The following is a 12,975-nucleotide window of genomic DNA, read 5'->3' as shown; positions in this document are numbered from 1 at the left end:
CTTTTTCTCAATTTTTTTATAGTAAATGTAAGAAGAAAACACATAGGGGGATTAGAAATGAGTGTTCTTGAAGTAAAAGGGTTAACGAAGGTGTATCAATCAAAAGGTTCAGTGGCAACGACTGCTTTACATGATATAAATTTTAAAATTGAAGAAGGCGAATTTGTAGGGATTATGGGTCCCTCAGGAAGTGGGAAAACAACGCTTTTAAATTTATTAGCGACAATTGATAAACAAACTTCAGGTCATGTATATGTAAACGGTGAAGAAATTAGTCAAATGCGAGCTGCAAAATTAGCAGAATTTCGTCGTACACATTTAGGATTCATCTTCCAAGATTTCAACTTACTTGATACGTTATCTATTAAAGAAAATATCATTTTACCACTTGTAATGGCAAACCGTCCTGTAAAAGAAATTGACGCAAAGGTGCTAGAGATTGCGAAATTTTTAAATATCGAAGGAGTTTTAAATAAAAAGGTATATGAAGTATCGGGTGGACAACAGCAACGTGCGGCAGCTGCACGAGCAATCATTCACGATCCAACATTAATTTTAGCGGATGAGCCAACTGGGAACTTAGATTCTAAGTCTGCAAAATCTTTAATGGGTGCTCTACAAGATTTACATGAGCAAAAGAAAGTGACAATTGCAATGGTAACACACGATCCGGTAGCGGCTAGCTATTGCGAACGTATTTTATTTATACGTGATGGAGAAATTTTCTCAGAAATACATAAAGGAAAAACGAAGCAAACCTTTTTCCAAGAAATTTTAGACGTACTTGCGATGCTAGGAGGGGAATATCATGAACTTTCGCCAGCTCGCGCTTAATAATGTAAAAGGAAATTGGCGTAATTATAAAGCCTTTCTTATTAGTAGTTGTTTATCAATTGTAGTATTTTTTATGTATGCTTCTTTCATTTATCATCCAGATGTCGTAAACGGTAATATTAGCATGAGGACGATGATTACAAAAGGATTAGAATCTATGAATTATATCGTGGTTATCTTCTCAGCACTCTTTATTTTATATGCTAATTCAACGTTTTTACGTGCAAGAAAAAAAGAGTTCGGTTTATTAACATTAATAGGTGGAACGAAGGCTCAACTTGGCCGAATGATTATACTAGAGCAAATGATGTTAGGTTGTATTGCAATTGTAGTAGGTATTGGTCTTGGAATGCTTTGTTCAAAACTTTTCTTCCAAGCATTAGGTGTATTATTAAAAATTGATAAAACACTTCCGCTTGTATGGAATGGAAAAGCAGTTCTTATTACAGCTGGCGTATATTTTATTCTTTTTTTAGTCTTAGCATTGTTTAGTGTTTGGACGGTAGGACGCTTACAAATTATTGATTTATTAAGAGAAGCGAGAAAGCAAAAAGTAGAACCGTTTGCATTTACATGGTTATGTGTAGTTGGGGTATTATGTATTATTGTCGCATATGTCCTTTGTTTCCAAGTGACGCTTATGAATTTTCTTATGTACTTCTTGCCGATTGTAGGATTAACAGTTGGAGGAACATATTTACTATTTACACAAGGAAGTACAGTTGTATTAAAAGCATTACAAAGACGAAAAAAATCATTCTATACATATCCAAATATGTTTGTGCTTAGCAATCTTATTTATAAAATGAAAGATAATGCTCGTTTTCTTTTCGTTATTTCTATTATTACGGCTGTTGTTTCTTCAGCGGTTGGGACGCTTTACGTATTCTTTCAAGATATGAGTTATAAAACAGTAGCAAGTACTCCTCATGCTATTTCATATATAGAAAAGGGAGTAAATACGCATAACGTCATAAGTGAAGAAAAAACGCAAGAGTTAATAAAAAAACATGGATTTGAAGAAGCGCGAAAAGTAACATATGTAAAACTTCCTGCAAAACAAAAAATAGTAATGTTTAATGGTGAGCATGAGATGCCTTTAGGTATTATCACAGAAAAAGAATATAATGCAGAAGCGCGTAAGCAAAAGAAAGAGGAAGTTCATAATGCACCAGGAAGTGCAACGATGGTTTTACTTGATATGATGAATGATTTTGTGAAGATAGATCGTACAAAGCCATTTGAGTTTACACTGAACGGACAAAAGCAGTCTATCAAGCTAAATGATCCAATTTCGCAGTCTGTTTTTAATGATGAAGGGTATCTTATCGTCAATGATCAAGACTTTGTGAAATATGCAGAGAGTGTATCAGATGAAGAAAAGACGAAATATTACGGATATTATATTGAAGATTGGAAAGAAACAGAAGATCTTGTACTAGACTTAAAAAAAGAAATTGCACAAGAACAACAAGAGAATTTCCACAATTCCATTCTTACGTATAAAGCGATAAAAGAGCAAGGTGCAATTACAATGTTCATTGGTTTCTTCGTAGCGGTACTATTCTTCTTCTTTGCTTGCAGTATGACGTACTTTAAATGGTTTAACGATAAGGAACAAGATCGTATCCAATTTAAATCATTAAAGAGAATTGGTATGACAGATAAAGAAATTCGTAAAATCGCACTTCGCCAAATGGGAGCTATTTTCTTTATCCCGATTCTTATAGGGGCTATTCATAGCGGGTTTGCTCTTCATACATTAGGGAAGATGCTTTATTTAGATTTATGGAAATCAGGTGCAATTGTCATTGGAGCGTATATTGTAGCTTCAGCAATTTATTTTGCAATTGCACAAAGAGGATATTTAAAACACGTAAAAAGCTAGGGAACCCTCTAGCTTTTTACGTGTGTAACAGGTTACAGGGGGAAAGTAGATGAACATCAGGCAACTAGCGATACAAAATGTAAGGGGAAATTGGCGAAATTATAAAGTGTTTTTCTTGAGCAGTTGTTTTGCGATATTTGCTTCTTATGCATATATGTCCGTAATTGTCCATCCTTACATGCAAGAGACGATGTGGTATCAAAATGTGCGATTGGGGCTCATTGTATGCAACGTTATTATTGTCTCTTTTTTTATTTTATTTATTTTGTATTCTACTTCTATATTTATAGAAGCGCGCAAAAAAGAATTAGGATTATATATGTTAATGGGAGCGACGAAGTCTAACGTAATAGGGATGATAATGACCGAACAAATGTTGATTGGGATTTTTGCTAATATTTTCGGTATTGGACTTGGCATGATATTTTTAAAACTCTTTTTTATGGTATTTAGTATGCTCCTTCGTCTTCCGAAAGAGTTAACTCTTATTTTTGATGCGAAAGCGATTTTTATAACGCTTAGTATATATACTATCGTCTTTTTCGTTCTATCATTTATAAGTGCTTTACGTATATGGAATATAAAGGTTATTCGACTATTAAAAGAGTTTCGAGCAGATAAAAGAGAAGCGAAAAGTTCAAAATGGCTGTGTTTATTTGGATTTTCCTGTTTAGTGATTGGCTATAGTTTAGCTTTCCAAACGACGATGTTAACGATGGGATTATACTTTATTCCAGTTGTCATATTAACCTCTGTTGGAACGTACTTTTCATTTACACACGGTGTTACACAAATATTAGAAATGATAAAGCGAAATAAAAAAATAATGTATACGTATCCGTATTTGTTTATAGTAAATCAGCTATCACATCGAATGAAAGAAAATGGTCGTTTCTTCTTCCTTTTATCTATGGCAACGACGGTTGTTGTTACAGTCACGGGTACGGTGTTCTTATATTTTTCGGGCATGGAAGATATGTGGCGAGACGGAGGAGCACAATCGTTTTCATATGTAGAAAAAGGTATCCATTCTCATGAAGTTTTTGAAAAAGATGCGGTAGAAAATCTATTACATAAGCATGGGTATGATGAATTTCAATATACAAGCTTTGTAGGATTGCAAACAACGTTTCAATCTCGAAACGAAAGTATAGAAGCCACCCTTATAGGAGCGAGTGAATACAATAAAGAGGCAAAAAAGCAAGGGCAGAAAGCATATAATCCAAAAAAGGGAACGGTTATGCTAGTTTATTATAATGAATATAATGGACCCGCTTTATATAATAAAAAAGAAATTCAACTACATGTATTTGGACAATCGTATCAATATGCGTTTAACGGTCAAAAGGAAGGAGCGCAATTCAATTATCATAATTCACAAATAAATGGTACATTTTTTGTTATGAATGATGAAGACTTTAATCATATAGAAGCGACGATTCCTGATGTAGAAAAAATCGTCTACCGAGGTTACACCTTAAATAATATTGAAGATACAAAGAAATTCAACGAAGATTTACGTAAATATATAAAGCAAGATAAGAGTAGCGTATTTCGAAACAATATGGAACTATATGTGAATATGAAAGAGGTAGGTGAATTTACGTTATTTATTGGCTCATTTATTAGTATATTATTCTTTCTTACTTCATGTAGCATTGTATATTTTAAATGGTTTCATAATATTTCATCGGATCGTAAGCAATATGAAGCCCTCTCTAAACTCGGAATGACAAAGCAAGAAGTGTGGGAAATTTCTCGTTGGCAATTAAGTATGTTATTCTTTGCGCCTATTGTAGTAGGGAGTATACATAGCGCAGTTGCATTATATACGTTTCATAATACAGTCTTTATGGAAGGATCATTTAGGAAAGTATGCTTGTTCATTATGTTTTATATTGCCGCATGCATCATTTATTTCTTCTTTGCTCAAAGAGAATATAGAAAACATATAGACTAGCTGATGCTAGTCTTTTTTTAATATTCGAAATTTATATAGAAGAATATAAATAATTATGGTATAACAGTAAGAAAAACGAAGAAGAGGGGAAAACGACGATGATTCGAGTTGGATATTTAGGACCGGAAGCAACATTTACAAATATGGCGGTGAGTCGTTTTTTTCCGGAAGCAGAGCATGTACCATATCGTACAATTCCTGATTGTATAGATGCAGCAGCAAATAAAAATGTAGATTTTGCAGTTGTACCGTTAGAAAATGCGATTGAAGGTTCTGTTAATATTACTGTTGATTATCTTGTGCATGAACAACCGCTTTTTATTGTAGGGGAAATTACAGTTCCTATTCAGCAACATTTACTTGTGCATCCAGATCATGAAGAGATGTGGAAAGAAGTGTATGCTGTACATTCTCATCCACATGCGATTGCGCAATGTCATAAGTTTTTAAATGAAGAATTAAAAGGTGTAACGGTTCGAGATATGACTTCCACAAGTGCAGCTGCGCAATATGTAAAAGAACATTCGGAAGAAAGGATCGCTGCAATTGCAAATGAAGCAGCAGCGGAAAAATATGGGTTATCAATTGTTCAGCGTAATATTCATACGCATAAAAACAATCATACGCGTTTCCTAGTACTACATAAAAAGAAGCAAGCGTTATTGCCGAGAAATGGTGAGAACCGCGGAGAGAAAACGACGATTATGATAACGTTACCTGCTGATTATGCCGGAGCACTTTATCAAGTATTATCAGCTTTTGCATGGAGAAAATTAAATCTATCAAAAATCGAATCCCGCCCGATGAAAACAGGCCTTGGAAATTACTTTTTCTTAATAGATGTAGATAAAGCATATGACGACGTATTATTGCCGGGTGTGACGATGGAGCTTGAAGCGCTCGGTTTTGCTGTAACGGTGCTTGGGAGTTATTCGTCTTATTGGTTATAGTAAAACAAAAATAAATCCCATCGCATATGTGGTGGGATTTATTTTAATTTTGCTAAGCGATCTGTTAGTTGCTCACGCCAAACTTCTGCTAATTCTGGAACAGCAATAATTTTTTCCATTGCTTCTTTGTCTTTCCGTCTATGAAAATATACTTCGTTAGAAAATAGAATGGAAACTTGATTTGGATGGCGCTCTAATAGTTTTATTTGTGAGTCTTGACGAACAATACCTTCTTGAAGAACGCGACATAAATATCCAGTATAACCCGTTTCTACAATGCGCGGTAAAATGCCGGGAATGCCGAGCCTTTTTGAAATGGTACTACACGGTACTCTAGCTTGTGTAACTTGAATGATTGCCTCACCTAATTGATAGATATCCCCGATACAAACATCACGTTCTAACATATTTAGGACAGTAATATTTTCGCCAAATGTAGAAGCTGGAAGCGATGTTTGAAATTCTTGTTCCCAAAGTGCGTAATGCTCATAGGGATAAACGCAAACGGCGCGATCAGGTCCGCCGTGATGTCGTAAATCAGCTACATCATCACCACGGAAGCCATCTTTTGAAAGAAACGATTCTTCAGTAAGCTCTTTACAAATCCCTGTTACCATTTCTTTATCTTCGTTATATTTCATTTGTTTCGGTTTGCCAATGCTAAAGTGAACGAGTTCAATTCCCATATTTGCTCTCCTTTACAATTGATTTCAATATTATATCATTTTGTAAATTAAAGCACAGAGAATGTTGAAAAAACTCTGTGCGTTACATTAATAAACGAGAAATCCAGCTCGGTCTAGCGCATCACAAGCTGCATCTAATTTCTCTTGGGAATCTGCTTCAATTGTATGTAAGTGAACACCATCAGTTAGTTGAGAGAGATAGGAAGCATTTGTATCTTCAATCTTTTGCAAATATTGCTCCACATCAAAACGGTTGCTCACCATAATAGAAGCTGTTAAGTCGCCGTATACAGGATGCTCTACTTTTACATCTTTAATCGTAACGCCGTGATCGACCAGCGTTGTTAGTTCTTGGCGGACTTCCTCTGGTTTATGTTGGCAGACGATGACACGTTCAAAAGTCTGCTGCTTCGTCTGTGGCTTTAAATATAAGTATCCTTGTGCAGTTGCGATAATTGGTTCATTTCGTGCTTTCAGTAAAGAGATATCTTGCACAATGACCTGTCTACTGACATTTGTTTTTTTAGATAATTCACTCCCAGATAATGGTTCATTCGCAGCAAGGAGCCATTGCAGGATGAGCTGCCTTCTTTCTTCACCTAAAATTTTTTTTTGGTCATTTTGTTTCATTATAATTTAACACCTCTATAAAATTGATTTCCAATTGTGAGTAGTGCATGAATGGTTGTGTCAATATTTTCTTTTGTTGTGTGGCGTCCAAATGAAAAACGGACGTATTGTTTTGCCTCTTCATACGTTTTTCCAATTGCAAGCATTGTTTTTGAAGGCTCTTGTTTGCCGACTTGGCAAGCGCTTCCTGTTGAAATCGCGATGCCATGACGGTTACATTCTAACATTGTGTACTGACCTTCGATTCCTTTTATTGTAACCCCAATGATATGAGGTAAACAAGAAGTAGAATGGCCTTCTACTTGAATTTCAAGAGGTAGAGGCTGTAATTGCTCGATAAAATAAGAGCGCAATTGCCTGAAACGAGTTTGTTCTTCTTCATGATTATCTAATATATGCTCTGCTGCTGTCAGAAAAGAAGCAATGCCAGGAACATTGACAGTACCGGGACGAAATCCTTTTTCATGAGATGTTCCAGGAAAAACTTCCTCCCAACGGACTTGTGGATTTATATAGCAAGCTCCTACACCTTTTGGTCCATAAATTTTATGCGCGGAAATAGAAAGGCTATCAATTTGCATCGCTGTCACATCAATTGGGAGTTTACCAAATGTTTGAACACAATCTGTATGGAATAAAATATTACGCTTTTTGAGTATTTCTCCAATTTCTGAGATTGGTTGAATTGTTCCAATCTCAGAATTCCCGTGTTGAATACTTGCTAAAACTGTATCCTCTGTAATTGCCTCTTCTAATGCTCTTAGATCGATAAGCCCATATGAATCAACAGGGATTTCGGTAATTGTGTAACCTTGCTGCGCTAAAAATTGAAAATAGCTGCGAATCGATGCGTGCTCCATTGGTGTTGTAAGTATATGTTTACCACTTTTTGTGTTTAAGAGTGATTGGATTGCAAGATAATTAGATTCAGAACCACCGCTTGTGAAAAATACACCTTGTTCTTTTCCACCAATCATTTGTGCCAATGATACCCTGCAAACTTGTAGTAAAGACGAAGCTGTTCCTCCGATATCGTGTAAGCTTTGTTCATTACCGAAGTATTGCTCTGCTGCTTTTGTGTATGTTTCAATCGCTTCTTTGCTCATTGGTGTTGTAGCTGCATAGTCAAGGTATATCATAATGTATAGTCCTCTCTATAATGGAGTTATATTCGTTTTTATTTTAAAGTTCCGTGAAAAATTCGTTAAACTCCTTGGTGAAAATACCACTTTCTAAAAAACTCTTGTCATTATTTTAAATCTATGTAAATATAGGTGTCAAGACAGTTGAAAAGTGTAAACTAGGAGGCAATAATTATGCCAAGGGCAGATGTCTTAATTATCGGAAGTGGTGTCGCGGCACTTAGTGTTGCGAAAGAGATTTGTCACGAAAAGAATGTGATGATTATCACAAAGAAAACAGGACGAAATAACAATACGCATTTAGCGCAGGGCGGAATTGCAGCAGCTGTAGCTACCTATGATAATGCGAGTGATCATTATGAAGATACGATAGCAGCTGGTTGTGGTTATAACAATGACGAAGCAGTTCGATATTTAGTTGAAGAAGGGTCAAAAGAGATTCATAAGCTCATTGCAAATGGGATGAAATTTGATGGTGATGAAAAAGGACCTCACCTTGGAAAAGAGGGCGCGCATCGAAAACGACGTATTTTACATGCTGGGGGAGATGCGACAGGAAAAAACTTATTAGAGCATTTGATTAAAGAAGTAGTTCCTTACGTTACAGTAGTGGAGCGAGAAATGGTGCTCGATTTAATTATAGAAAATAATACATGTAGGGGTGTGTTGACCCGAGATAGCGAAGGAAATATACATCGTTACTATGCTGAACGAATTGTATTAGCTACAGGCGGTGTTGGCGGCGTGTACGCATTTACGTCTAACGATGAGACGATTACAGGCGACGGACTAGCAATCGTGTATCGAGCTGGTGGAGAACTTGTTGATTTAGAGTTTATTCAATTTCATCCAACGATGCTCTATGTAGACGGGCGTTGCTGCGGACTTGTTTCAGAAGCGGTACGAGGTGAAGGCGCTGTTCTGTTAAACGAAAAAGGACAGCGTTTTATGTTGAACGTACATCCACAACACGATCTTGCACCGCGTGACGTAGTAGCACGTGCGATTCATGAACAGCTTCTTGCAGGTGAAAGTGTACACCTGGATATTTCGTCTATTCAAAACTTTGAAGAGCGTTTTCCTACTGTATCGGCATTATGCAAAAAGAATGGTATAGATGTAAAACAAAATAGAATTCCAGTTGTTCCAGGCGCTCATTTTCATATGGGTGGTGTGAAAACCAATTGTGATGGAGAAACATCTATTTCGCATTTATATGCTGTAGGTGAAGTAGCTTGTAACGGTGTGCACGGTGCAAATCGTTTAGCGAGTAATTCATTGTTAGAAGGCCTTGTGTTCGGGAAACGAATTGGAAAGCATATTTTAGCCCATCCAGTACAAGGACGAGAAGACAGTTGTGAAAGAATACATGGAATATCTCAAGTTTCTCAGTTACCTATGAAGAAAGAGATACAAAAATATATGATGACGTACGTGGGGATTGTCAGAACAGAAACGAGTTTATTGTATGCAAAACAATGGTTGGAGCAGTATCGTGTACAAAGTGTTCAAACGCAATATGAAGCTCTTACAAATGAAGATATAACAATTATGAATATGCTAACGGTCTGCCAGCTCATTACAGAAGCGGCACTGCAAAGAAAAGAGAGCATAGGTGGTCATTATCGTGGTGATTACCCAAGTCGAAATAAATTCACGAAAGAAATTATTCATGCTAACAAAAAATTACAACTTGTGTAATGAGGGGAAGAGGGATTGTATGAACGTGTTAAAGGTAAGAAAGGCATTAGAAAGTTTTTTTCTAGAAGACATTGGGGAAAGAGATGTAACATCTCAGCTTATTTTTCCTGAAAATTTAAAGGCAAAGGGAACGTTCCTTGCGAAAGATACAGGGGTATTCGCAGGGAGAGTAGTAATTGAACAAGGGTTTCGATTATTAGATGAAAGTATCCAAATTACATTTCATAAAAACGACGGAGATTTGGTAGGAAAAGGGGAGATTTTAGCAAGTGTAGAAGGGCCAATTGCATCTCTGTTAACAGCAGAGCGTGTAATTTTAAATATTATTCAACGCATGAGCGGCATAGCGACGATGACGCAAAGAGCGGTTCGAGCGCTAGAAAGTAATCATACACGTATTTGTGATACGAGAAAAACGATGCCAGGGCTTCGCATGTTTGATAAGTATGCGGTTGTTTGCGGAGGTGGGTATAACCATCGCTTCGGATTATATGATGGTGTCATGATTAAAGATAACCATATTGCTTTTGCTGGATCTATTACAAAAGCCGTTACATCTGTGAAAGAAAAGCTTGGACATATGGTGAAGGTTGAAGTGGAGACAGAAACGAAAGAACAAGTGCATGAAGCTGTAGCTGCTGGAGCAGATATTATTATGTTCGATAATCGCACACCAGAAGAAGTTCATGAGTTCTCGAAAATTGTTCCAAGTGTAATTGTGACAGAAGCATCGGGCGGTATTACAATTGAAAATTTATCAAAATACGGTAAAACAGGGGTAGATTACATTTCACTTGGAGTATTAACACATTCTGCGGGAGCGTTAGATATTAGCTTTAATATTGAAGTTTAAGGCGATAGGGTTAGAGGGGGAGATTATTCATGAGTATTTTAGAGAAGGTTCAGCCAATTGAAGCGATGTTACCAGAGCGTTATCAAACGATGTCAGTACAAGAGATGGAAGAGCGTGTCCGTGAAATTAAAGAAAAATTAGGGGAATCGTTATTTATTCCAGGGCATCATTATCAAAAAGATGAAGTCGTTCAATTTTCGGATGCTGCGGGAGATTCATTGCAACTTGCGCAAGTGGCTGCTAGCAATAAAGCGGCAAAATATATTGTATTTTGCGGTGTACATTTTATGGCTGAAACAGCAGATATGTTAACGACAGATGAACAGGTTGTTATTTTACCAGATATGCGTGCCGGCTGTTCCATGGCGGACATGGCGGATATTGAACAAACAGAACGAGCTTGGAAAGAACTGACAAAGTTATTTGGAGATACGATGATTCCATTGACCTATGTCAATTCTACAGCAGCTATTAAAGCATTTTGTGGTCGGAATGGTGGTGCAACAGTAACGTCTTCCAATGCTAAAAAAATGGTGTCTTGGGCATTTACTCAAAAAGAGCGTTTAGTCTTTTTGCCAGACCAACATTTAGGAAGAAATACAGCATATGACCTCGGTATACCATTAGATAAAATGGCGGTTTGGAATCCACATACAGATTCATTAGAATACGATGGAGAGATTGAGGACATACAAGTGATTTTATGGAAAGGTCATTGTTCTGTTCACCAAAATTTCACTGTTAAAAATATTGAAAGTGTGCGGAAAAATCATCCCGATATGAGTATTATTGTCCATCCAGAATGCTGTTATGAGGTGGTAGTGGCTTCTGACTATGCAGGATCAACAAAATATATTATCGATATGATTGAACAAGCACCATCTGGTAGCAAATGGGCGATTGGTACAGAGATGAACTTAGTAAACCGAATTATTCATAGGCATCCGGATAAAGAAATTATTTCATTAAATCCTTTTATGTGTCCTTGTTTAACGATGAATCGTATTGATTTACCACATTTATTGTGGGCGTTAGAAATGATAGAGCACGGAGAAGAAGTCAATGTGATTCAAGTAGATAAGCAGGTGACAAAAGAAGCAGTCCTTGCCTTAAATCGTATGTTAGAGCGTGTGTAAAAGCGGCGGATTTCCGTCGTTTTTTTATTAAACATAATTAGCTAATTGTAGTCATACATTGTGTTGAGGGAATCATTGTATTTTTTATATTTGTGCAATAGTGTGTACGACTAGATGGTAAGAGCAAGAGGGTTAAACCATAGAGGATAGTCTCAGTGTATATTACTTTTGCTCATAGATAAGTAATACAGGAGGGGGAAAATTTGAAAATTCATATCGTGCAAAAAGGGGATACCCTTTGGAAAATTTCGAAAAAGTACGGAGTAGATTTTGAAACGTTAAAAAAGGCGAATACACAGCTCAGTAATCCAGATCTGATTATGCCAGGTATGAAAATAAAAGTGCCATCTAGCGGTGTGCATGTGAAAAAAAATATGGGTGCTGGCTCAGCTCCTCCAAAAGAATATGTAAAAGAGGTACAACAAAAAGAATTTGCAGCGACACCTACGCCGCTTGGAATAGAAGATGAAGAAGAAGCACTATATCAATCTGCGCCAATTACACAGCAACCAGCTATGCAGCAAACACAAAAAGAAATGCAAGTAAAGCCGCTAAAAGAAATGCCAATACAAAANNAAAAACCAATTCAGAAAGAAGTACCAATACAAAAAGAAGTACCTATTCAAAAGCCGCCTGTCGTTGAAAAACCGGCTGTAATTGAAAAGCCACAAGTTGTAGAAAAGATAGAGAAACCCGCGGGAAAAGCAAGCACAAAGTTTTCAGTGAATATATTGCCGCAGCCGCCACAACCACCAATCAAACCTAAAAAAGATTATAAAATTTCAGATGTAATAAAAAAAGGAAGCGAGTTAATCGCTCCACAAATTCATAAGATGAAGTCTAACAATATCGTGTCACCACAAACGAAAAAAGAAAATGTAAGTAATATAATATCGCCGCAAACGAAAAAAGAAAATGTAAGTAATATAATATCGCCGCAAGTGCAAAAGGAAAATGTAGGCAATATAGTATCGCCGCAAGTGCAAAAGGAAAATGTAGGCAATATAGTATCGCCGCATGTAACAAAAGAAAATCTTGTTATTCCACAAGTAACACCACCAAATATTACGATGCCAATAATGGATAATAATCAAATGCCGAATATAATGCCAGCGATGGAAAACAACCCAATGCCGAATATAATGCCAATGATGGAAAACAACCCAATGCCGAATATAATGCCGATGATGGAAAA

The 12,975-nt window shown here is 36.6% G+C and carries 11 protein-coding genes; 8 read left to right on the top strand and 3 right to left on the bottom strand.

Annotated elements, in window-relative coordinates:
- Positions 1–57: 57 nt before the first annotated feature.
- The 4 genes from CN288_RS17030 (at position 58) to pheA (ending at position 5,632) form a co-directional block, all read left to right on the top strand.
- Positions 58–834 carry an ABC transporter ATP-binding protein gene (locus tag CN288_RS17030; protein WP_026593507.1) on the top strand — a complete coding sequence of 259 codons (777 nt, stop codon included), beginning with the start codon at positions 58–60 and terminating at the stop codon, positions 832–834.
- Positions 809–2,722, top strand: coding sequence for an ABC transporter permease (locus CN288_RS17025; protein ID WP_098302689.1), 1,914 nt, complete (start codon positions 809–811; stop codon positions 2,720–2,722). The genes CN288_RS17030 and CN288_RS17025 overlap by 26 nt, the downstream gene beginning before the upstream one ends.
- A 49-nt stretch (positions 2,723–2,771) precedes the next feature.
- Positions 2,772–4,682, top strand: coding sequence for an ABC transporter permease (locus CN288_RS17020; protein WP_098302688.1), 1,911 nt, complete (start codon positions 2,772–2,774; stop codon positions 4,680–4,682).
- Between the two features lie 98 nt (positions 4,683–4,780).
- The gene (pheA, locus tag CN288_RS17015; protein ID WP_026593504.1) at positions 4,781–5,632 is read left to right on the top strand and encodes a prephenate dehydratase; all 852 of its coding nucleotides are present in this window, start codon (positions 4,781–4,783) and stop codon (positions 5,630–5,632) included.
- Positions 5,633–5,670: 38 nt separating this feature from the next.
- Here pheA and CN288_RS17010 read toward each other — a convergent pair whose 3' ends face one another.
- The 3 genes from CN288_RS17010 to CN288_RS17000 form a co-directional block, all read right to left on the bottom strand.
- On the bottom strand, positions 5,671–6,318 hold the full coding sequence (locus CN288_RS17010) for an MOSC domain-containing protein (RefSeq protein WP_026593503.1): 648 nt from the start codon (positions 6,316–6,318) through the stop codon (positions 5,671–5,673).
- A gap of 87 nt (positions 6,319–6,405) precedes the next feature.
- Positions 6,406–6,948 carry a transcription repressor NadR gene (locus CN288_RS17005; protein WP_026593502.1) on the bottom strand — a complete coding sequence of 181 codons (543 nt, stop codon included), beginning with the start codon at positions 6,946–6,948 and terminating at the stop codon, positions 6,406–6,408.
- Positions 6,948–8,090, bottom strand: a complete 1,143-nt coding sequence (locus CN288_RS17000; protein ID WP_026593501.1) for an IscS subfamily cysteine desulfurase — start codon at positions 8,088–8,090, stop codon at positions 6,948–6,950. The genes CN288_RS17005 and CN288_RS17000 overlap by 1 nt, the downstream gene beginning before the upstream one ends.
- Positions 8,091–8,264: 174 nt before the next feature.
- Here CN288_RS17000 and nadB point away from each other — a divergent pair, with 174 nt between their 5' ends.
- The 4 genes from nadB to safA form a co-directional block, all read left to right on the top strand.
- A complete protein-coding gene (gene nadB / locus CN288_RS16995) occupies positions 8,265–9,791 on the top strand; it encodes an L-aspartate oxidase (RefSeq protein WP_026593500.1) in 1,527 nt (508 codons plus the stop codon).
- Positions 9,792–9,810: 19 nt separating this feature from the next.
- Entirely contained in the window at positions 9,811–10,644 is an 834-nt protein-coding gene (gene nadC / locus CN288_RS16990) for a carboxylating nicotinate-nucleotide diphosphorylase (protein WP_026593499.1), read from the top strand.
- A gap of 29 nt (positions 10,645–10,673) precedes the next feature.
- Positions 10,674–11,780 carry a quinolinate synthase NadA gene (gene nadA, locus CN288_RS16985; RefSeq protein WP_026593498.1) on the top strand — a complete coding sequence of 369 codons (1,107 nt, stop codon included), beginning with the start codon at positions 10,674–10,676 and terminating at the stop codon, positions 11,778–11,780.
- Between the two features lie 203 nt (positions 11,781–11,983).
- Positions 11,984–12,975, top strand: a 992-nt coding sequence (gene safA, locus CN288_RS28860) for a SafA/ExsA family spore coat assembly protein (RefSeq protein ID WP_176527687.1), incomplete at its 3' end; no start/stop codon positions are given.

The organism is Bacillus sp. AFS023182, assembly GCF_002560575.1.
Lineage (GTDB): Bacteria > Bacillota > Bacilli > Bacillales > Bacillaceae_G > Bacillus_A > Bacillus_A arachidis.
The sequence above is the reverse complement of the archived record's forward strand: the minus strand, read 5'-3'. Positions and strand labels throughout refer to the sequence as shown.

Excerpts from the sequence above, each read along its gene's own strand:
- CN288_RS17030 (WP_026593507.1), top strand. The coding sequence starts at position 58 with ATGAGTGTTCTTGAAGTAAAAGGGTTAACGAAGGTGTATCAATCAAAA.
- CN288_RS17025 (WP_098302689.1), top strand. The coding sequence starts at position 809 with ATGAACTTTCGCCAGCTCGCGCTTAATAATGTAAAAGGAAATTGGCGT.
- CN288_RS17020 (WP_098302688.1), top strand. The coding sequence starts at position 2,772 with ATGAACATCAGGCAACTAGCGATACAAAATGTAAGGGGAAATTGGCGA.
- pheA (WP_026593504.1), top strand. The coding sequence starts at position 4,781 with ATGATTCGAGTTGGATATTTAGGACCGGAAGCAACATTTACAAATATG.
- CN288_RS17010 (WP_026593503.1), bottom strand. The coding sequence starts at position 6,318 with ATGGGAATTGAACTCGTTCACTTTAGCATTGGCAAACCGAAACAAATG.
- CN288_RS17005 (WP_026593502.1), bottom strand. The coding sequence starts at position 6,948 with ATGAAACAAAATGACCAAAAAAAAATTTTAGGTGAAGAAAGAAGGCAG.
- nadB (WP_026593500.1), top strand. The coding sequence starts at position 8,265 with ATGCCAAGGGCAGATGTCTTAATTATCGGAAGTGGTGTCGCGGCACTT.
- nadC (WP_026593499.1), top strand. The coding sequence starts at position 9,811 with ATGAACGTGTTAAAGGTAAGAAAGGCATTAGAAAGTTTTTTTCTAGAA.
- nadA (WP_026593498.1), top strand. The coding sequence starts at position 10,674 with ATGAGTATTTTAGAGAAGGTTCAGCCAATTGAAGCGATGTTACCAGAG.